This window comes from Pseudoflavonifractor sp. BSD2780061688st1 E11 (assembly GCF_005844125.1).
GTDB lineage: Bacteria > Bacillota > Clostridia > Lachnospirales > Lachnospiraceae > Sellimonas > Sellimonas catena.
The window spans coordinates 41,210-62,204 of the sequence record NZ_SPHM01000018.1 but is presented as its reverse complement, the minus strand read 5'-3'; the positions used below and the strand labels follow the sequence as shown (position 1 = coordinate 62,204).

14 protein-coding genes are annotated in these 20,995 nt (G+C 45.7%); 12 read left to right on the top strand and 2 right to left on the bottom strand.

Features of this window, described 5'->3' with window-relative positions:
* Positions 1–133 precede the first annotated feature (133 nt).
* The 5 genes from FGQ85_RS09820 to FGQ85_RS09800 all read left to right on the top strand — a co-directional run bounded on the left by FGQ85_RS09820 (position 134) and on the right by FGQ85_RS09800 (position 8,057).
* Positions 134–784 carry a hypothetical protein gene (locus FGQ85_RS09820; RefSeq protein ID WP_171027932.1) on the top strand — a complete coding sequence of 217 codons (651 nt, stop codon included), beginning with the start codon at positions 134–136 and terminating at the stop codon, positions 782–784.
* 31 nt (positions 785–815) lie between these two features.
* Positions 816–3,866, top strand: a complete 3,051-nt coding sequence (locus FGQ85_RS09815) for a glycoside hydrolase family 2 TIM barrel-domain containing protein (protein ID WP_138373357.1) — start codon at positions 816–818, stop codon at positions 3,864–3,866.
* Between the two features lie 215 nt (positions 3,867–4,081).
* Positions 4,082–5,326: an acetylornithine/succinylornithine family transaminase gene (locus tag FGQ85_RS09810; protein WP_118637225.1), complete on the top strand. Its 1,245-nt coding sequence runs from the start codon at positions 4,082–4,084 to the stop codon at positions 5,324–5,326.
* A gap of 56 nt (positions 5,327–5,382) precedes the next feature.
* A complete protein-coding gene (locus tag FGQ85_RS09805) occupies positions 5,383–6,630 on the top strand; it encodes an alanine--glyoxylate aminotransferase family protein (protein WP_118637227.1) in 1,248 nt (415 codons plus the stop codon).
* Between the two features lie 170 nt (positions 6,631–6,800).
* The gene (locus FGQ85_RS09800) at positions 6,801–8,057 is read left to right on the top strand and encodes a dicarboxylate/amino acid:cation symporter (RefSeq protein ID WP_138373356.1); all 1,257 of its coding nucleotides are present in this window, start codon (positions 6,801–6,803) and stop codon (positions 8,055–8,057) included.
* A gap of 89 nt (positions 8,058–8,146) precedes the next feature.
* On the opposite strand, the gene FGQ85_RS09795 is transcribed toward FGQ85_RS09800, so the two are convergent.
* Positions 8,147–9,016 (bottom strand): DUF2877 domain-containing protein, encoded by an 870-nt coding sequence (locus tag FGQ85_RS09795; RefSeq protein ID WP_138373355.1) that lies wholly within the window; start codon positions 9,014–9,016, stop codon positions 8,147–8,149.
* Positions 9,017–9,231: 215 nt separating this feature from the next.
* Between FGQ85_RS09795 and allB (FGQ85_RS09790) the strand changes: the two genes are divergently transcribed.
* Genes allB (FGQ85_RS09790) through allB (FGQ85_RS09780) form a run of 3 tightly spaced genes read left to right on the top strand, consistent with a single transcriptional unit; the run spans position 9,232 to position 13,443 of the window.
* On the top strand, positions 9,232–10,638 hold the full coding sequence (gene allB / locus FGQ85_RS09790) for an allantoinase AllB (RefSeq protein WP_087253822.1): 1,407 nt from the start codon (positions 9,232–9,234) through the stop codon (positions 10,636–10,638).
* A 51-nt stretch (positions 10,639–10,689) separates the two neighbouring features.
* A complete protein-coding gene (locus FGQ85_RS09785; RefSeq protein WP_138373354.1) occupies positions 10,690–12,033 on the top strand; it encodes an NCS1 family transporter in 1,344 nt (447 codons plus the stop codon).
* Positions 12,034–12,069: 36 nt separating this feature from the next.
* Positions 12,070–13,443, top strand: coding sequence for an allantoinase AllB (allB, locus tag FGQ85_RS09780; protein ID WP_087253815.1), 1,374 nt, complete (start codon positions 12,070–12,072; stop codon positions 13,441–13,443).
* Positions 13,444–13,515: 72 nt separating this feature from the next.
* Here allB (FGQ85_RS09780) and FGQ85_RS09775 read toward each other — a convergent pair whose 3' ends face one another.
* Positions 13,516–14,364: an alpha/beta hydrolase gene (locus tag FGQ85_RS09775; protein ID WP_138373353.1), complete on the bottom strand. Its 849-nt coding sequence runs from the start codon at positions 14,362–14,364 to the stop codon at positions 13,516–13,518.
* Between the two features lie 441 nt (positions 14,365–14,805).
* Here FGQ85_RS09775 and allE point away from each other — a divergent pair, with 441 nt between their 5' ends.
* From allE to arcC, 4 genes are all read left to right on the top strand, one after another.
* The gene (gene allE, locus FGQ85_RS09770; protein ID WP_087253812.1) at positions 14,806–15,594 is read left to right on the top strand and encodes a (S)-ureidoglycine aminohydrolase; all 789 of its coding nucleotides are present in this window, start codon (positions 14,806–14,808) and stop codon (positions 15,592–15,594) included.
* Between the two features lie 361 nt (positions 15,595–15,955).
* Positions 15,956–17,008, top strand: a complete 1,053-nt coding sequence (gene allD / locus FGQ85_RS09765) for an ureidoglycolate dehydrogenase (RefSeq protein WP_138373352.1) — start codon at positions 15,956–15,958, stop codon at positions 17,006–17,008.
* 15 nt (positions 17,009–17,023) lie between these two features.
* Positions 17,024–20,032 (top strand): DUF1116 domain-containing protein, encoded by a 3,009-nt coding sequence (fdrA, locus tag FGQ85_RS09760; protein ID WP_138373351.1) that lies wholly within the window; start codon positions 17,024–17,026, stop codon positions 20,030–20,032.
* Between the two features lie 20 nt (positions 20,033–20,052).
* A complete protein-coding gene (gene arcC / locus FGQ85_RS09755; RefSeq protein WP_087253801.1) occupies positions 20,053–20,988 on the top strand; it encodes a carbamate kinase in 936 nt (311 codons plus the stop codon).
* Positions 20,989–20,995 lie beyond the last annotated feature (7 nt).

The following is a 20,995-nucleotide window of genomic DNA, read 5'->3' as shown; positions in this document are numbered from 1 at the left end:
TCTGCTAAATTTCAGTTTTTCCATATGCCGTATTGCAAAAAGAACCGGACGATTTTATACTGAAAACGAAAGAATCCGAACCGGATGGAATTAGAATTCAGACATTACATTTTACAGAAACGGGGATCAAAAAATGAGCAGAAAAGGGAATGAGCTGGTAAAGAGAATGGTCATGATGCTGACAGGCAATCTTTTTATCAGTATTTGTGTCGGATGCTACCGTCTGAGCGGTTTTGGCGTAGATGCTTTTACATGTATGAATCTCGGGATCAGCGGATATCTGGGAATGACATTTGGTACATGGCAGTTGATTATGAATGCAGTGATTCTGGCAGTGGTATTTTTTACGGTGCGGAACTGTATTGGAGCAGGAACGATTGTGAATATGGTGGGAGTCGGATATGGTGCGGATTTTCTATGTTGGCTTGTACAGGATTCTCTACAGATGGAGATGACATTACCGCTGCGTATCGCGGCACTGGTTACAGGGTGTCTGTTTGCCGGTCTTGGGGTTGCGCTCTATATGGCGGCTGAAATGGGAATTTCGCCGTATGACAGTGTTGCTTTGATTATCGGAAAGATGAGCAGAGGAAAGATCGGGTTTCGGTATGCACGCGTTGGAAGTGATATCACAGTTGTAGTTGTCGGAGTGATATTCTGTCTGATGTCAGACAGCTCTCTGTGGACGATTATTGGTATAGGGACTTTGTGCAATGCATTTTTCAATGGCCCGCTGATACAGTTTTTCCGGGTTCATGTAGCAGACAGAATCCGAAAAAAATAATGGAAAAAAGAAATATGATTACGGAGGATCTATGAAACGAGAAGAAATCAAAAGACATCTGTCTGATCCGGAATTTTTTCAGGAAAACAGAATGAAACCGGTATCGGATCATCGATGGTATGAGACAGAAAAGGAAGCAGTATCAGGGAAGGAGATGCGTTTAAGATACAGCCTGAATGGAAGATGGCGCTTCCTTTATGTGCCGAATCCGGACAGTGTGCCGGATGGATTTGAGAAGGAATCGTTCTCCTGTGAAGGTTGGAATACGATTCCAGTACCGGCACAGATGGAACTAAGCGGCTACGGATCACCGGTATACCGTGATACAGACTATCCATGGAATGGGATTGAAGATGTGAAGCCGCATGAAGTGCCGGAAAAAGACAACCCGACAGGATGCTATGTGACGACATTTTCGGTTCCGGACCGGATGAAGGGAAAAAGAATCCAGATCCATTTTGAAGGTGTGGAGACCGCGTTTCATTTCTGGGTGAACGGGATTTATGCCGGATACAGCGAGGACAGCTATACGCCGGCTGTATTTGAGATTACGGATTTTCTCAAAGAAGGAGAAAACAGACTCGCGGTGGAAGTATCCCGTTTTTCTTCCGGGGCATGGCTTGAAGATCAGGATTTCTGGAGAATGGGAGGAATTATACGGGAGGTCGCTCTGACGGCGATACCGGATCTGCACATTCGTGACATCGAGGTAAAGACGGATCTGGACATTACATATACGAATGCCGGAGCAGAGGTCTGCATTTTACTGGACGGAGCAGATGACGGAGAAATATGCTGGACACTGGCAGACGGTCTTATCCGCATGGACAGTCCTTTTGAAAAGGAAGAAAAGGAAATTATGGCAGGAAGGGTCCAAATTCATGACGGCAGGGCGGAGATTTCGTTTGAGGTTCCGCAGGCAAAACTTTGGAGCGCCGAACTTCCCTACCTTTACAGACTCCTTTTGACGGTATGTGATTCTGCAGGAACCATACAGGAAGCAGTTCCGTATCTGATCGGATTTAGAAAAGTGGAGATAAAAGATGCAGTACTTCTGTTTAATGGAAAGCGTCTGCGGATAAACGGAGTGAACCGGCATGAATTCTCACCATCAAAAGGCAGGGCGGTCGGAATGGAAGAGATGGAATGGGATATCCGGTTTTTGAAAAAGAACAATTTTAATGCCGTGAGAACAAGTCATTATCCAAATCAGACGGCCTGGTATGATCTGTGCGACAGATTCGGAATCTATGTCATGGATGAGGTGAATCTGGAGACACACGGAACATGGCACACGATGAAATTTGAACACACACTGCCGGGAGATTTTCCACAGTGGAGAGAAGCGGTTATAAGCCGGGCGGAAGCGATGCTTGAAAGGGACAAAAACCATGCCTGTATTTTCTGCTGGAGCGTAGGAAATGAGTCATGGGGCGGGAAAAATCTGTATGACATGAGCATGTATTTCAGAAAAAGAGACAACAGCCGTCCGGTACACTATGAAAATGTCTGTCATACACCGGAATGGGCAGGAACGACAGATCTGGAAAGCCGGATGTATGCCTCGCCGCAGAAGGCAGAAGAATACCTGAAAGATCATCCGGAGAAACCATATGTGTTGTGTGAATATGCTCACTCCATGGGAAATTCTACAGGCAATCTGGATGAATATACGAGACTTTTAGATCAGTATCCTCAGTACTGCGGTGGTTTTATATGGGATTATATTGATCAGGCGCTTTACAAAAAAGGACCGGATGGAAAGGAATATCTGGCTTATGGAGGGGATTTTGGAGACAGACCGTCCAATTACGCATTCTGTGCGGATGGTGTGATTTTTGCGGACAGGACACTTTCCCCGAAAATGCAGGAGGTTCGTTACCTGTATCAACCATATGAGCTCATCCCGGAGGAAGATGGAATACGTATAAAGAGCAGACAGCTGTTTGAGACAACCGCGGCGTACCGGCTCAGATGGACGCTGGAAAAAGATGGACAGGTATTGCGCCGGGGCAGCACAGATGTGGAAATGGGACCTGGAGAAGAGGTGAAAATACCATGCAGCTTTTTGGCAGGCGACGAGCCGGGAGAATATGTCCGGACAGCCGCGCTTGTCTATAAGGAGAGTACACCGTACGCAGAAGAAGGAGAGGAATTCTGTTTTGGACAGTCGGTGGAAATGGTGGGAAGCCGGAAAGTCAAAAGAGAAGAGTCCGCTGCAGAACCGGAAATTGTAGATGGAGATTTTTCTGTTTCTGTCGTGGGCAGGGGATTCCGTATTACCTTTGAAAAAGACAATGGAAAAATGACTGCATGTAAAATTGGCGGGAAAGAGCTTGTCTATCATATCGGCCATACATTAAAGCCGGAGTTCTGGAGAGCGCCGACAGACAATGATGCAGGGTACCGTATGGCTGAGAAGTGCGCACCGTGGAAGACGGCATCTTTGTATCCAAAAGTGAATCAGGTAGATATCCGGAAAGAAAAAGAAGGACTGGAAGTTGAGACAACATATCAGTTGTTTGAAGGTGTGACATGTACGGTTTCTGTTTTGGTAAACGGGGAAGGAACGATGAAAGTCACGGAGAAATACAATGGATTCCCGAATGTGCCGGATCTGCCGTGTTTTGGAATGTCCTGGAAGCTTCCAAAAGAGTTTTCACGGGTAACATGGTATGGAAAAGGACCGGAAGAGACTTATTGCGACCGGGCATGCGGAGGACGTATCGGCGTATTCCAGACGACGGCGGAGAAAGGGATGACACCTTATGTCAGACCTCAGGAATGCGGTAATCATACAGATACCAGATGGATAGAGCTGACGGATCAGGAAGGATGCGGTATTCGGATTGAGGCGGACAGAAACTTTGATTTTTCCGTACTTCCTTATACATGTCATGAGATTGAATCCGCGGAGCATGCCTATGAACTTCCTCCGGTATATGCTTCTGTCCTGCGGATTATGGAAAAACAGACAGGAGTCGGAGGAGACAACAGCTGGGGTGCATGGGCACATGAGCCGTATCTGGTAAAAGGAAACGAAGAAAGGGCATTTACATTTTATATCCGTCTGCTCGGATAAATCTGAAAGAAAATCATGCATTTTTTGAAAAAGCATTTGACAGACGGGAAAAAACGGGGTAATATAACCATATCGCGTGACAAAGGTGTCAGATCGAAAGACGATCTGGCACCTTTTTTTATTTTTGCAGGAGAATCCGAAGGATTTCCCGCAGAATAAAAAGCTTTTCGGCAGCGCGGCAAAACGAAAAGGATGCAGAAAGGAAGAAGATTGGTATGAGATTAAAAGATGCAGGGCTGACAGCGGAGAAACTGAAAAAAATTGTGAACAAATATATGGTAGAAACATATGAACGATATCCGTTTATTGCAGAACGGGCGGAAGGCATGTATCTGTATGATGAAAAAGGAAACGCCTACCTGGACTTTTACGGCGGCGTGGCAGTAAACAGCGTAGGAAACCGCAATCCGAAGGTTGTGGAGGCAATCCACGAACAGACAGATGATATCATTCACACATTCAATTATCCATATACGGTTCCGCAGGCCTTGCTTGCAAAGAAGATCTGTGATACCATCGGCATGGACAAAATTTTTTATCAGAATTCCGGAACGGAAGCAAATGAATGCATGATCAAAATGGCCAGAAAATACGGGACGGAGAAATTCGGACCGGAGCATTACCATATTGTAACGGCCAAAAATGGATTCCATGGACGTACTTACGGTGCGCTTTCCGCGACAGGACAGCCGGACAACGGATGCCAGCTGGGATATAAACCGGTACTTCCGGGATTTTCCTATGCGGAATTTAACAATCTGGAAGATTTTAAGAGCAAATGTACTGAAAATACGATTGCGATCATGATTGAGCCGGTACAGGGTGAAGGCGGAGTTCATCCGGCCAGCCAGGAATTTATCGAAGGCTTAAGGAAGCTCTGCGATGAGAGAGGAATGCTTCTTCTCCTTGACGAAGTACAGACCGGATGGGGAAGAACAGGAGATATCATGGCATTTATGGGATATGGCGTGAAGCCGGATGCGGTCACGATGGCAAAAGCGATGGGAGGCGGAATGCCGATCGGTGCATGTTGTATGTCAAAGGAGCTCGCAAGGGTCATGACATCCGGATCCCATGGTTCTACTTATGGAGGACATCCGGTAGCATGTGCGGCGGCGCTGGCATCAATTTCAGAAATCCTTGATCAGAATTTGAGCGAAAATGCCAAAATCATGGGAGAGTATTTCATGAAACGGATGAAAGAACTTCCTCATATTAAAGAAGTCCGCGGAAGAGGACTCCTGACAGGATGTGAATTCGATATTCCGATTGCACACGAAGTCAAGGCGGAATGTATGAAGAGACGCCTTTTGATCACGGCGATCGGCGATAGCACCAACCGGATGATCCCGCCGCTGATCTTAAAGAAAGAGCATGTCGACCAGGCAATTGATATTATGAAAAAGGCAGTCCATGCGGCGGTGCTTTCCTATCAGTCTGAGAATTTCCGGACTGCATAATCAAAACAGGAATTCGAAAAAAGGGTTTGTAAAGTAGGAAAAGGAGTTAACGAAACATGAGAAAATTCAAAGAAATCAATCCATCACCACGCACACTGATGACACCGGGACCGGTTGAGGCGGACCCACGTGTGCTGCGCGCGATGAGTGCACATATTCTGGGACAGTTTGACCCGGAGTTTACCGAACTGATGAATGAGACAATGGAGATGGAACGCTATGTGTTCCAGACGAAAAACCGTCAGACATATCTTGTGGATACTACCTCCAGAGGAGGACTTGAGACGGTTCTTACCGGAGCCATCTGTCCGGGGGATAAAGTACTGATCCCGGCATTCGGACGTTTCGGATATCTGCTGGCGGAGATCCTGGAGCGCTGCGGAGCGCAGATCACGCTTTTGGAGAAAGAATGGGGAACTGTGTTTGATCCGCAGGAAGTGGAGGATGCGCTGAAAAAAGACAGCTATAAGGCAGTAGCCTGCATCCACGGGGAGACTTCTACATCCATGATGCAGCCGCTGAAAGAAATCGGAGAAATCTGCGAGAGGTACGGAGCCCTTCTGATTGTAGATGCAGTGGCAACTCTGGGAGGAGCAGAAGTAAAAGTCGATGAATGGAAATTATCTGCCTGCATTTCCGGAACACAGAAATGTATTTCCGCTCCGTCAGGCTCTGCCCTGATCACTTACAATGAGCAGATCGAGCAGATTGTCAAAGCGAGAAAACGTGTGGAGAAAGGAATCCGTACGGCGGATGATGTGGCGGGGCAGCTTGCCGGAATCCCAAGCAACTATCTGGACCTTGGACAGCTGGAAGATTACTGGAGCCCGCGCCGGCTTAACCACCATACAGAGGCAACCAGCATGCAGTATGCGGTGCATGAAGCACTCCGCTGTATCGTGGAGGAAACGCTCGAAGCACGGTTTGCAAGACATCAATTAAATGACCGGGCACTGACAGCCGGCCTGCAGGCGATGGGGCTTGAAATTTTCGGGGATCTGGAGCACAAGATGCCGGTTGTAACCGCCATCAATATTCCGGAAGGAGTAGACGGAAAAGCAGTCAGAGGAATGCTGTTAAACGAGTTCGGTATTGAAATTGCCACCTCCTTTGGCCCGCTGGACGGAAAAATCCTGAGAATCGGAAATATGGGATATTCCAGCCAGAAACGAAATATCCTTCTGCTTCTTGGAGCGCTGGAAACGGTTATGCGAAGAAACGGCGCAAAAGTGACAGCAGGAAAAGCCGTAGATGCGGCGCTGGATGTTTATATGGCAGAAGAAATAAACAAAAAGAAAGAATAATTTTTGGTTGAATAGACGAAAAACAGAAAGAAACAAGGATTAAATTATACAAAATGGATAAAAAAAAAATATTTTCCCTCCTTTTTGCATTGTAATGTGCGAAAGCATTCTGTAGAATAAAACTATATTTTCCGTATGAGAAATATTATAAAGAAAGGAAGGAAATATGGATGGAAAAGAAGAAAAAACTGTCAATTTCGTTGACAACACAGATCCTGATCGGTACGGTTGGTGGTCTGGTTTTCGGAGCGATCGTAGGACCGTGGGCATCCAACCTGAAGTTTATCGGTGATATCTTCTTACGTCTGATTCAGATGTCCGTTGTGCTTCTGGTTATGTCTGCCGTGGCAGGCGCTGTCGGTGGAGGAGACGGACGGGATGTTGGAAAGATGGGCTTCCATACATTCAAATGGATCATCGGGTTTACAATTTTCTCTGCTGCACTTGGTGCAGTAATGGCAATACTTGTAAAACCGGGACTTGGCATTGATCTGTCAAGTGCAGAGGAAGTTACGGAAACAGCAGTATCCACATCTCTTCAGGATACGATCACTGCATTTGTACCGACCAACATCATTCAGTCCATGGCAGAAGGATCCATGGTTCCTTGTATCGTGTTTGCATTGTTCTTCGGTGTGGCGATGGGACAGTACACAAAGACGACAAAGAACAGAAACATTGCGGATCTGGTAGTGGGCGTGAATGCTGTCATTACAAATATTATCAAGATTGTCATGAAAGTAGCGCCGATCGGTATCTTCTGTCTGTTGGCAAATGTTGCCGGAAAGACAGGATTTGCGGTTATCGTGCCAATGGCAAAATTCCTTGGAATTCTTCTTGTCGGCGATGCAATTCAGTTCCTTGTATTCGGACCGCTTACTGCGGCTCTCTGCAAAGTAAACCTGTTTAAAATGCCGAAGAAATTTGCGAAGATGTCCATGATGGCTATTACAACCACATCCGGTGCCATCTGTCTTCCGACAAAAATGGAAGATGAAGTGGAGAAATTCGGTGTCAGCCGTAAGGTTGCAGACTTCACAGGCCCGATTACCATGGCAATGAACAGCTGTGGAGCTGCCCAGTGTTATGTGGTGGCTATTTTCTTTATGGCACAGTCCACAGGAATTGATCTGAGCCCGTATCAGATGGGTATGGCGATTCTTCTTTCCTGTCTGATGTGTCTGGGAACCATTTCCGTTCCGGGCGGATCTGTGATCGTTTATACATTCCTTGCGTCCTCTCTTGGACTGCCGATGGACAGTATTGCAGTTCTGATCGGTATCGACTGGTTCGCAGGAATGTTCCGTACATTGATGAATGTAGACGTAGACGTTATGGTTGCTATGCTGGTTGCATGCAAGATCGGAGAATTCGACTATGACGTATACAACGACAAGAAACAGGTTTCTTATCAGAGCCAGAAATAGTAGATGCGTGTCTGCCGGATAAGGTAGCACATAGAAAGAAAGTGTGTATCAGCTGAGACGCATATTCACTCAGCCGGTACACACTTTTTTTATACAGTTGGTTCTTTTGAAAAAGAGGTAAAAATATAGTAGATTCCACATAGGGTATCCGTCCCTGACGAGTGTCCGATGGCCTGGAAAGAGGAGAGGATTTCTCCAGCGGACCGGGCGGACGAAAGGGAACAGACTGCCTGGCTGAACTGCCCCAGAAGAGCACAGGAGAGAAAAGCCCGGCTGATGTCGTTGGTCTGATTCAGATGCTTGCGGACTTCCTGTTTCAGTGCAGTAAAAAAAGGATGACCGGTCATGTCGGCAAGGATCAGCCCTGCAAGAGCGCCGCACAGGAAGTCGTCACCGCTTGGGGTCAGACCGATGCCAAGCCCGGTCAGGCGGGACAGAAAACAGGCGGCCATCTCCCAGTTTCCCTGCCGGATTAAAGCTGTACACTGATCCAGAAGATGCTGTGCCGCTTCGTTGATCAGAAACTGACCCGGCGGGGCAGGATTTGCTTCCAGCTCAGGAAATAATATCCGGAATCCTGTAGTTTCAGCTGATGAGAGGGCCTTTCGGATGAGCGGTACAGCATGGTCAGGCAATCCTGAGCGGAGAAAAGAGTCCACAGTCTGCGTGCCTAAGAGCGTAAAGATATATTCCTCTCCGGAGGCGGAGAAAGCAAGACCGTCCGGTCTATTCTGGACGGGGATGCCGGGTGCTGCTTTTAGCATCTCCATTTCCGGCAGGGACAGGCAGGTGATCAGACTCAGCGGAGAGACAGGGGATCCAAAAGCCTGCAGGGAAAGCAGAGAGGAACCGCCGGAAAGATTGATGGTTTTCCGGTACACGGAATGCACCTGAAAAGATGCTGTTTTCTGCAGAAGAGAGAGAGCATACGAAGATGCGCAGATAACAGGAATATTCATAAGCAGTACGTCCTTTCTATCATGATAAGGGAATTATACCTCAGAAAAGGATAGATAAAAAGCACAAAAAAAGCGAAAATCAGGAGAAAAATTATACATAATAGATAAAAAGGAACAGTTTTTTTGCCTATTCGTACACTTGTTATGTGATACAGATTTTTTTATACTTTATAAAGCGGAAAAAATATATTGGGGAAAAGAAGGAGGTACACACCATGTATGACTTAATTGTAAGAAACGGGAAACTTGTTACACCAGACAGAATTTACGAAGCCGATATTGCAATCAAGAACGGCGTATACGCCGCATTTCTTGAAAAGGGGACCCCGGCAGAAGCAAAAGAAGAGATTGATGCCGGGGGGAATTATGTATTTCCGGGTATTATTGACTGTCATGCCCATTTAAACGAACCTGGATTTGAATATCGGGAAGATTTTGAAACAGGATCAAGAGCAGCTGCGGCGGCAGGGTGTACATGTCTGATTGACATGCCGCTGAACAATAACCCATCTCTGATGAATAAAGAAATCTTTGATCTGAAAATGGGAAAAATCAGCAAGCATTCAGCAGTGGATTTTGCTCTCTGGGGAGGAATTGTAGGAGACTATGATGATAAACCGGATTCGGTAAAGAATAATATGAACGATCTGGTTGACCTGCATAAATGCGGTGTTGCGGCATTCAAAGGATTTACATGCCCGAACGGCGATCTGTTTCCTACCGTTAACATGGGAAATGTCAGAAAAGCACTTGAAATTCTGAAACCTTATAATGCACTGTGCGGATTCCACTGCGAAGAATACGGACAGGTGCTTGAGCGGGAAAAAGAAGCGAAAGCAAAAGAAGGACTGAGCAGAGAAGAAAAGATCCGTGCATTCCTTGACGCGCACGACGTATGGACAGAATACGTTGCTACAAAAAATATTATTGATATGGCAAGAGCAACGGGAGGACGCGTCCATATCTGTCATGTGAGCCATCCGATGGTGGCACAGGTAGTAAAAGATGCAATTCACGAAGGACTTCCGGTAACTGCGGAGACATGCCCGCATTATCTTGGATTTACAGAAGACTTTGTATTTGAAAAGGGTGCTCCAGCCAAATGTACGCCTCCGATGAGGAAGAAAGAGGATATGGAAAAACTCTGGGATTACGTTCTGGATGGAACACTTTCCTGTGTTGGAAGCGATCATTCTCCGGCAGCAGATGAGGAAAAAGACAATGAGACAAAAGATATCTGGCAGGCATGGGGCGGACTGAACTCCATCCAGTTCTTCCTCCCTATGATGTTTGATATGGTAGTACATAAAAAAGGACTCAGCCCGAGTCTGATTGCCAAAGTTATGGATTATAATCCGGCAAAGGTATTTGGGCTGTATGGACAGAAAGGTGCATTTGAACTCGGCTTTGATGGTGACATTGTCATTGTGGATCCGGAGAAAGCATGGAAATGCAGACAGGAAGAACTGCTGACAAAAGGTCATGTGTCCTGCTTTGACGGTCTGGAAGGTAAAGGAGCACCTGTCTATACAATCATCCGTGGAAAAGTGGTCGCGAAGGATGGTATGTATAAGGAAGATGCGGTCGGCTACGGCAAATATGTGACACCGACAGAGAAATAAGGAAATTTCAGCCCTCTGATCAGGAGGGGGGATTAAGACAGGAGGAATAAAATGAGCGGACAGACAAGAGAAGGAGAAAACACAGGAGTTGAAGTCGGGAAAGACGGACTTGGCCCGGTACCGGCAGAAAAGAGGACAATGGGAGCCTTTTCCTACTGGCTGGTTTGGATTGGAGGGAGTGTTTCCACAGCGAACCTGACTTTAGGTTCCAACCTTGTGTCAGGAGGAATGAACCTGATGCAGGCCATTATCGCCATTGCATTAGGCGGATTAATCTGTGCAGTCTGCATGGCATTAAATGACAAACTCTGCTATAAGACAGGAATTCCGTATGTTGTACAGTTAAGAGGGGCGTTCGGATATAAAGGTACACTGCTGCCATCGTTATGCCGTGCGATTCCGGCGGTTATCTGGTATGGATTCCAGAGCTGGGTAGGCGCATCTGCAATTAATGAAATCAGCAAAATTATCTGCGGATTTGATAATATTGTATTATGGTTCATCCTGTTCCAGGCACTTCAGATTGTGCTTTCAGCAAAAGGATTCCAGGGAATTAAGATTATCAACAACATCGGCGGTGCGGTTGTTATTCTTGCCCTGATCTATGCATTGATTACGATTTTGAGCATGCATGGAGACGTTGTAACAGAAGTGGTAAACAAAAAAGGATCCTGGGGACTTCCGTTCTGGGGAGCGATTACAGCTTTCATCGGATCCAACTGCGCGCTGCTTGTAAATATCGGAGACTCTGTAAGAGAGCTGAAGCCGGGATACGGCGCAGGAACCCGCTGTGCAGCATATGGATTTGCGATGGTTCCTTCTGTGGTATTTATGGGAATCATCGGTCTTCTGGTTACAAGCGTAACAGGAATAGCAAACCCGATTGTTGGATTTGCCTACATCATGCCGAACAAAGTGATTACGGTTATTACGCTTTTAGGTATTGTATTCGGTGTTGTTACTGTTAATATGCTGAATAATGCACTTCCGCCTATTTATGTCCTGGCAGAGCTGGCAAAACTTCCGGTTAAGAAATGTGCGATCATTATCGGACTTCTTGCTTATGTGACATTCCCTTGGGAACTGGTCAAAGACTCCTCGGCGGCAGGACTGAATATTTTTGTACTGGTTTCAGGCGCTGTTCTTGGACCGATTTTTGCGATTCTTGTTGTTGATTACTATATTAATAACAGACAGAAAGTAACATTGAAAAACTATTATAATCCGGACGGACCGTACAGAGGAATTAATCTGGCGGCCATTATCGGTGTTGCAGTGGGAGCTGTTGTAGGTATTATTTTCCTGGATATTTCCTGGATTATCAGCCTTGTCCCGGCCGGACTGGTTTACTATATCCTGAATAAAATCATGAATAAGGATAAAGCGGCAGATTAAAACAGCATGATCTTAATGTAAAAGGAGGAAAAAGACATGTATGATTTATTGGTAAAGAACGGAAAAATTGTAACTGCAGAGGCTGTTTATGAAGGAAACGTAGCAGTGAAGGACGGAAAAATCGCGGCAATTCTTCTGGCCGGAGAGGAACCGGAAGCTTCCAGAACTGTGGATGCAAAAGGGGGTTATGTATTCCCGGGTGCAATTGATACTCATGCACATCTGAATGATCCGGGTTATGAATGGCGTGAAGATTACGAACACGGTACAGCAGCCGCGGCAGTAGGTGGATATACTACAATTATCGACATGCCGCTCCAGAATGAACCGGCTATGACAACGGCAGAAATTATGGAAAAGAAAATCGCGAAAGTCGACCCGAACGCATATGTAGATTACTGCTTCTGGGGCGGATTGATTCCGGATAACTTCCAGGATCTGAAAGGGCTTGACGAGAAAGGATGCGTGGCATTTAAATCTTTCATCGGACCTGTTTCTCCGGATTACTCTCCGCTGACGTATGGACAGGCTTACGAGGCAATGAACATTATTAAGGAATTTGGCGGAAGAGCCGGATTCCACTGCGAAGATTTTTCAACAATTAAATGGCTGGAAAAGCGTATGAAAGAAGAAGGACGCCTTGACTGGCAGGGGTTCCTGGATTCCAGACCGGTTGCCGCAGAAATGCTTGCGACAGTTGATATTATTGAACTTGCAAAAGCAACAGGATGTAAAGCGCATATCTGTCACGTCAGCAGTCCGGATGTTGCGCAGAAAATTAAAGAAGCACAGCAGGAAGGCTATGATATTACGGCCGAGACATGTTCTCACTATCTGAGCATGACAGATCAGGATGTGCTCAAGAACGGACCAATGTTCAAATGTGCGCCGCCGCTCCGTTCTCAGGAAGAAGTAGACAGACTCTGGAGCTACGTAGAAGACGGTACATTCAGCGGAATCGCAAGCGACCATTCTCCGTGTTCCTATGATGAAAAATATAATGAAATTCTTGGAACAAAGATCGAAAATGTATTTGACGTATGGGGCGGAATCAGCGGAATCCAGAGCGGTGTCCAGGTAAGCTTCTATGAAGGATGCGTAAAACGTAATGTATGTCCGACAGTTCTTGCAAACGCAATGGCAAAGAAACCGGCAGAAGCATTTGGAATTTATGGCAAGAAAGGTGATATCCGTGTAGGCTTTGATGCGGATATGATTATCATCGATCCGGAAAAAGAGTGGGAAATCACAAGTGATTCGCTGCTTTATGTTAACAAAATTTCCGCTTTTGTAGGAATGAAAGGAAAAGGTCTTCCGGTATGCACAATCGTAAGAGGAAATATTGTAGCAGAAGACGGCAAAATTGTTGCGGAAAAAGGCGTTGGAGAATTTGTAAAGAAAATCAAATAGACAGAAGAAGCTGTTAAAGAAAGGGACTATCTATTTACCGATAGCCCCTTTTTCTATCCACCCTTTTGCGGTTTACTCTATGGTTTTCAGAAAAGCAATTGTTTCGTCCAACAGTTTTGTGGTCTCCGGCGATTTCTCATCCCGGTCAAAGTCGTGGATGTTTCCGGCTGAAATATATCGAACCGGATTATACCGGCTGCAGAGGGCAGTGAATTCTTCATAAGGAACATCAGTATCCCCGGTACTGTGTGCGGTGAAAAGAGGGCACGGCAGTGTATCGATGGTACGAAGAGAGTAATCCAGATAAAAGAATTTTTCGCGTCCTTCGTAGATGAGCGATTTCCATTTTCCTGTCTGCCGTGCATATACATAGACACTGTAATGGGTATCCAGATCTCCGGAAGTATGGATTTCTTTTGGAATAGCATCCAGACAGGCTTCGGAAACTGCCGGGAGAGAGCAGTAGTAACTGCTGGGTGTTTCGTACCAATGGTCACAGAGAAATCCATAGCCATAGTAGGACAGGATTCCTGCGGGTTTTTCATCAAGTTTTCCGTGGGCGGCAGCGGTCAGGCAGAGATATGCTCCGGCAGAACGGCCAAAAAGAACATATGGAAGTCTTTTCGGGACATATTCCTGCCAGTGATTCAGGTAATGATTGATGGAACTGCATACACATGCCAAAATGGTGTCCAGCTTTGCGGCCGGAGCCAGAGGATACTCAAAAGAAACGACAGGGTAGCCGGCCTCGGTCAGTCTCTGCAGATGCAGGGAAGGAAGATCTTCCGCGTGTCCATATAGAAGCCCGCCTCCGTGGAAATAGAGAATACAGGCCCTGGGTTCGACAGATGGATTCGTATAGACAACGGCACGGACCGGAAATGCGCTGCCTTTTGTTTCGAGTTCTTTTATCGATATCATATTAACGATCCTTTCTTTTGTTATATTTGGAATTTCTGCCCGCATCCGGCACAGCTGCTGATGCAGGGCAGATGATTTCGATGTTTTGAAAAAACAGCAGTTTTGGTATTTACAACGTACAGCCGGATTGATGCACGGGAACCTGCTTCATAAATACGTAAACCGCTATGATTAGTTTAGCACGTATTTTGATACCCAACAACTATATATGCTGATTTTAAGATGATGGTATGGAGATGTAGGATTTATGAATGACAGACAGTGTCTGTTTACTGGGATCGGGAAGGAAGTCAGAGCTCCTGTGGAAGAAAAACAGGGCAAAACTGGATAAAAAACGGCAGGTATTTTATCTGATATTTTGCTTGAAAAAGGGAAAAAGAATTGTAATAATAAAATCATAAAGACTGAACGGTCCAAATAAAGTGAAAGAGAGGATATGTTATGAGCTATTTAAATGGTCAGACAGGATATCGCGAAGATCTTCTTAATACAAGATCCGTTGTAAAAATGGGAAGCTACGCAGTAATTGAACCAGACGGAATTGTAAAAAATGCAATCCCGGGATATGAGAACTGTGATGTGACCATTCTTGGATCTCCGGCTATGGGAGCAACTTTTGCGGATTACTTGATCACAGTACATGAAAACGGAAGCAATCCTGCATTTGGAGGAGAAGGCATCGAATCTTTCATCTATGTGGTAGAAGGAAGCATTACTGTGAAAAACGCAGATGAAGAGGCAACTCTGACAGCCGGCGGATACATCTATTCTCCGGCAGGAAATACAATTGCATTTAAAAACGCAGGTGCACAGGACGCTACACTGTTTGCATACAAACGTAGATATGAGGCGGTAGAGGGATACAGCGCTCATACAGTTGTAGCCAATATTAATGACACACCGTGGATGCCATATGAAGGAATGGAAAACTGCCACAGCAAAGATTTCCTTCCGGCAGCAGGAGATTTTGGATTTGATATGAACATGCATCTTCTGAAATTCAAACTGGGCGGATCTCATGGATATATTGAGACTCATATTCAGCAGCATGGTATGTACTTCCTTCAGGGAAAGGCAATGTACAGAATCGGTGATGACTGGATTCCGTTAAAGAAGGGCGATTATGTATTCATGGACAGCTACTGCCCTCAGGCATGCTATGGTGTAGGTAAAGAAGAGGATCTGATTTACATCTACTCAAAAGACTGCAACAGAGACGTACAGCTCTAATCAGCAGATGACGGTAAGTTATTCCTTAATAGTTTTATATAGAATGTTTGCGCAGAAATCGGCATTATCCATTTTGGATAATGCCGATTTCATTTTATCTCATAAAGGATGTGCAAAAAAAAGCAGGAGAGACGGAAAAACTGGGCAATAACACAAGGGATTTTAACCGGATGAAAGAACTTCTTGTCTGAAAGTACATAGAATCGGAAAATAATTGATAAAAATGAGACAAATTATACAAAACTAGATAAAAATGTTTTTGGTGTTTATCTAGTTCTACGCTTGAAAAATCCCCGGTAAATTGGGATAATAATGCTATCAGTTTTAAGAAGGGAACGAATAGTTAAGGAGAGATGGAAAAATGAAATTATCCAGAGAAGAATTGAAAGGCCTGATGAAAAACAAGCTGATGAAAGCCGGACTGAACGAAAAGCATGCTGATATTGCGGCAGAAGTTATGACATGGTCCGATGAGAGAGGCTATCATTCTCATGGAGCAGTGAGAGTGGAATACTACAGTGAAAGAATTGCCAAAGGCGGCATTACCGCGAATCCAAATTTCACATTTAAGGAAACAGGTCCATGTTCCGGTATGTTTGACGGAGACAATGGATGCGGATATGCAGCAGCAAAAGAGGCAATGGACATAGCGATCGAGATAGCAAAGAAGAACGGAATTGCCGTTATCGGTATCAGTAATATTTCTCATAGTGGTTCTATCGGTTACTACACGGAGATGGCGGCAAAAAACGATCTGGCTGCGATTTCTTTTTGCCAGTCTGATCCGATGGCAGTACCTCCGGGAGGAACAGAACCTTATTATGGCACCAACCCGATTTCTTTTGCGGCGCCGACAGCAGATGACCGGACAGTAGTTTTCGATATGGCAACTACTGTACAGGCCTGGGGCAAGATCCTGGATAAGAGATCCAGAGGTGAATCTATCCCGGACAACTGGGCGGTAGATGAGAAGGGAAATCCGGTAACTGATCCGAACAAGGTGAATGCCCTCCTTCCGATTGCCGGAGCAAAGGGATACGGACTGATGATGATGGTAGATATTTTCTCCGGTATCATGACAGGGGTTCCGTTTGGAAAGCATGTCAGCTCCATGTACCATGACTGCTCCAAGGGAAGAGAGCTTGGACAGATGCATATCGTGATGGACCCGGAACGCTTTGTGGGACTTGAAACATTTAAGAGAAATATGTCCGCAACCTGTGATGAGCTGAACGCAATGCCGACAGCCGACGGATATGATAAAGTGTATTATCCGGGAGAACGTGCGCAGATGAGAAAAGAAAAAGCATACAAGACGGGCGGCATTGAGATCGTAGATTCTATTTATGAATACCTGAAAAGCGATGATATCCACTACAATCGATATGATCATAAAAACAGATTTGCAGAATAGGAGTGAGAGAAAGACATGTTAAAAACAGTAGTAAAAAAAGGCAGCTATCATGACTCTGTTGTGCTGATGCTTCTGACCAACAAGATATCAGCGATTGAAGGAGTCAAAAAGGTTTCCATCATGATGGCAACGCCTGCCAACAAGGATATTTTCAAACAAAGCGGGCTGGACACAGAGGAACTTATGGCAGCAACAGCGAATGATATGGTTGTTGTAGCGGATATTGATGATGACAGCCTTCTGGATACAATTATGGAAGAAACAGAAGAGTTTTTCCGCCAGCAGTCCGCGGAAAGCGGTGAAAAAAAAGGAACAGAAAGCGTGAAATCATGGGACAAGGCGCTCCAGAAGCTTCCGGATGCAAACCTGGCTGTGATTTCCATTCCTGGTGCCTATGCAGCTCTCGAAGCAGACCGCGCGCTTGATGAAGGAATGAACGTATTCATGTTCAGCGACAACGTGACACTTGAGGACGAAGTCAGATTGAAAAAGAAAGCACATGAAAAAGGGCTGGCTGTAATGGGACCGGACTGCGGCACCGGCATTATTCAGAGCGTTCCGATTGCGTTTACCAATAATGTAGCGCCTGGTTCTATTGGGATTATCGGAGCATCAGGCACGGGAATTCAGGAACTGACAACAATTATCGACCGTCTTGGTGAAGGTGTAACCAACGCGATCGGAATCGGAGGAAGAGATCTGAATGCAGCGGTAGGCGGAATCACCATGATGGATATGATTGACGCAATGGAAGATGATGACACGGTGAAGGTTGTCATCATTGTTTCCAAACCGCCGGCAAAAGAAGTCCGTGACAAAATTGCCGCAAGACTGAGTAATTTCAGCAAACCGGTTGTCACATTGTTTGTAGGCGAAAAACCGGAATACCATGAAGAAAACTTCTACCATGCGTATACACTGGATGAGGCGGCAAGACTGGCAGTGGGGCTGATGAGAGGAACAGAGATTCCGGAAGCTGTTGCGGATGTGGATGAAACTACGTTTTACAAGGCGGAAGACGGAAAGACGATCAAGGCATATTATTCAGGCGGAACTCTGGCAAATGAAGCTGCCATGCTGATCAAAGATGCGATGGATGTGAAAGTACCGCCGGAAGATATCGAAGGATATATGCTTCAGCTGGATGGTAATGTTGTTGTGGATCTTGGGGATGACGCTTATACTCAGGGCAAACCTCATCCGATGATTGACCCTGCGAAACGGATTGAATGCATGCAGGAAGCGGTTGATGACGAGAGCACAGGAGCCGTTCTCCTTGATATTATGCTTGGATACGGATCTCATGAGGATATGGCAGGAGCTCTTCTTCCTACGATTAAAGAGCTGAAAGCAAAGGCTGATGCAGCAGGAAGGAAAGTGTTCTTTATTGCGACTGTCTGCGGGACAAGAAGAGACTATCAGGGATATGATGAGGCTGTACGTAAATTAAAAGAAGCAGGCGTAATTGTCTGTGAAAACAATAAACTTGCATGCCGGACAGCAATCCGGGCTGTCGGAAGAGATTTCACGGAACCGGTTAAGGAAGTACGTCCGAAGAAGGCAGTAGAAGCAGAAAAGGCAGTACCATCTGAAAAGCTTCGCGCGCTTCTTTCCGAGAAACCGAAGATCATCAACATCGGTCTGAAGAGCTTTGCGGAAGTCGTAGAACAGTTCGGATGTCAGGTTGTACAATATGACTGGATGCCGCCGGCAGGAGGAAATGTAGAATTAATCAGAACACTCAACTTCCTGCGTCACTATGAAGGTCTGGATATTGATGAAGCGAACCGGGAGGTTATTGCGAAAGTGGTTGCCAGCCAGCCGGTAATTATCGATAATGTCAGAGCAAAAGACGTGATTCCGGAAATGAATGAAGGAAAAGTGATTTTACATGCAGGACCGCCGGTTGCGTATGAGAACATGCCGGATCCAATGCAGGGTTCCTGTGTGGGAGCAGTTCTTTTTGAAGAGTGGGCGGATAATGAAGCGGATGCAAGAAAACTTCTGGAATCAGGGGAAATCCGGTTTATTCCATGCCACCATGTAAAGGCGGTAGGACCGATGGGAGGTATTACGTCCCCGAACATGGCAGTTTTCGTTGTCAAGAACATGACAGATGGAAATGAAGCATACTGTACAATGAACGAAGGTATCGGAAAAGTACTTCGGTTTGGAGCATATTCAGAAGAAGTAGTAGACCGTCTCCGCTGGATGAGGGATATTCTTGGGCCGACACTTGGAAAGGCAATCCGTGAGCTTGGCGGTATTGCAGTAAATCCGTTGATCGCAAAAGCGATTGCGATGGGAGATGAATTCCATCAGAGGAACATTGCAGCTTCCCTTGCGTTCTTAAAGGAAGTTGCGCCGACTATTACAAAGATGGAAATGGATGATAAAGATCGCTATGATGTGATTAAGTTCCTTTCCGATACAGACCAGTTCTTCCTGAATATCATGATGGCAACCGGAAAAGCTGTTATGGATGCGGCACGTACGATCGAAAAAGGAACCATTGTAACTGCGATGTGCAGAAACGGTTACGAGTTTGGAATCCGGATTGCCGGCATGGGAGACGAATGGTTTACAGGTCCGGTCAACACACCTCAGGGACTGTATTTTACAGGATATGATGGAGAAGATGCATGTCCGGATATGGGTGACAGCGCAATTACAGAAACATTTGGTGTCGGAGGAATGGCGATGATTGCGGCCCCTGCTGTTACGAGATTTGTAGGAGCCGGCGGATATGAAGATGCACTTCGTACAAGTACGGAAATGACAGAAATTACTATCGACAGAAATCCGAACTTTATTATTCCGAACTGGAACTTCCAGGGAATCTGCCTTGGAATTGATGCAAGACTCGTTGTGGAGAAAGGCATTACCCCGGTTATCAATACAGGTATTGCGCATAAAATTGCAGGATACGGACAGATCGGAGCAGGAACAGTACATCCTCCGATTGAATGTTTTGAAAAAGCAGTTGCTGCATACGCAAAGAAACTTGGCTATACTTCAAAATAAAGCCGGAAAGGAAGTCGGCGATGGAAGCAAAAAAGATTGTAATTGCCCTGGGCGGAAACGCCCTCGGCAATGATGTAGAAGAACAGAAAGAGGCTGTCGCCAAGACGGCGAAAGTGATTGTAGATCTTGCAGAAGAAGGATATCAGATGATTGTAACTCATGGAAACGGGCCTCAGGTCGGAATGATTCAGAATGCCATGGATGAGTTTGACAAAGATCAGGTGGATTCCAAGAAAGTTCCGCTTCCGACAAGCGTGGCAATGAGCCAGGGATATATTGGAATAGATCTGCAGAATGCAATCAAATATGAATTATTTAAAAGAAATATTGATGGAAAAGTATCTACAATTCTTTCTCAGGTGGAAGTAGATGAGAACGACGAAGCGTTCAGAAATCCGACGAAACCGATCGGAAGATTTCTTACAAAAGAAGAAGCCGAAGAAAGAGAAGCAAAAGGAATCCGCTGCATGGAAGATGCCGGAAGAGGATACCGTATTGTGGTAGCCTCCCCGATGCCGAAAAGAATCCGCGAACTGGAAACAATCCGGACCCTTATGAATGCCGGACATATTGTTATTACATGCGGGGGCGGCGGAATTCCGGTAATCAACCAGGGAGGAAAACTCGTAGGTGTCAATGCTGTCATTGACAAGGATAATGTAAGCAGCCTTCTGGCATCTAAAATCGGCGCGGATTATCTTGTAATTCTGACTGCCGTGGAAAAAGTTGCCATTAATTTCGGGAAACCGGATCAGGAATGGCTGTCTGATCTGACGGTAGATCAGGCTGAAAAATATATTGAAGAAAATCAGTTCGCAAAAGGATCGATGCTGCCGAAAATAGAGGCTGCGATCCGGTTTGCAAAGTCCGGAGAAGGACGTAAGACACTGATTACACTGCTGGATAAAGCAGCAGAAGGTATTGCCGGAAAAACAGGTACGGTAATCCATCAATAAAAAGATT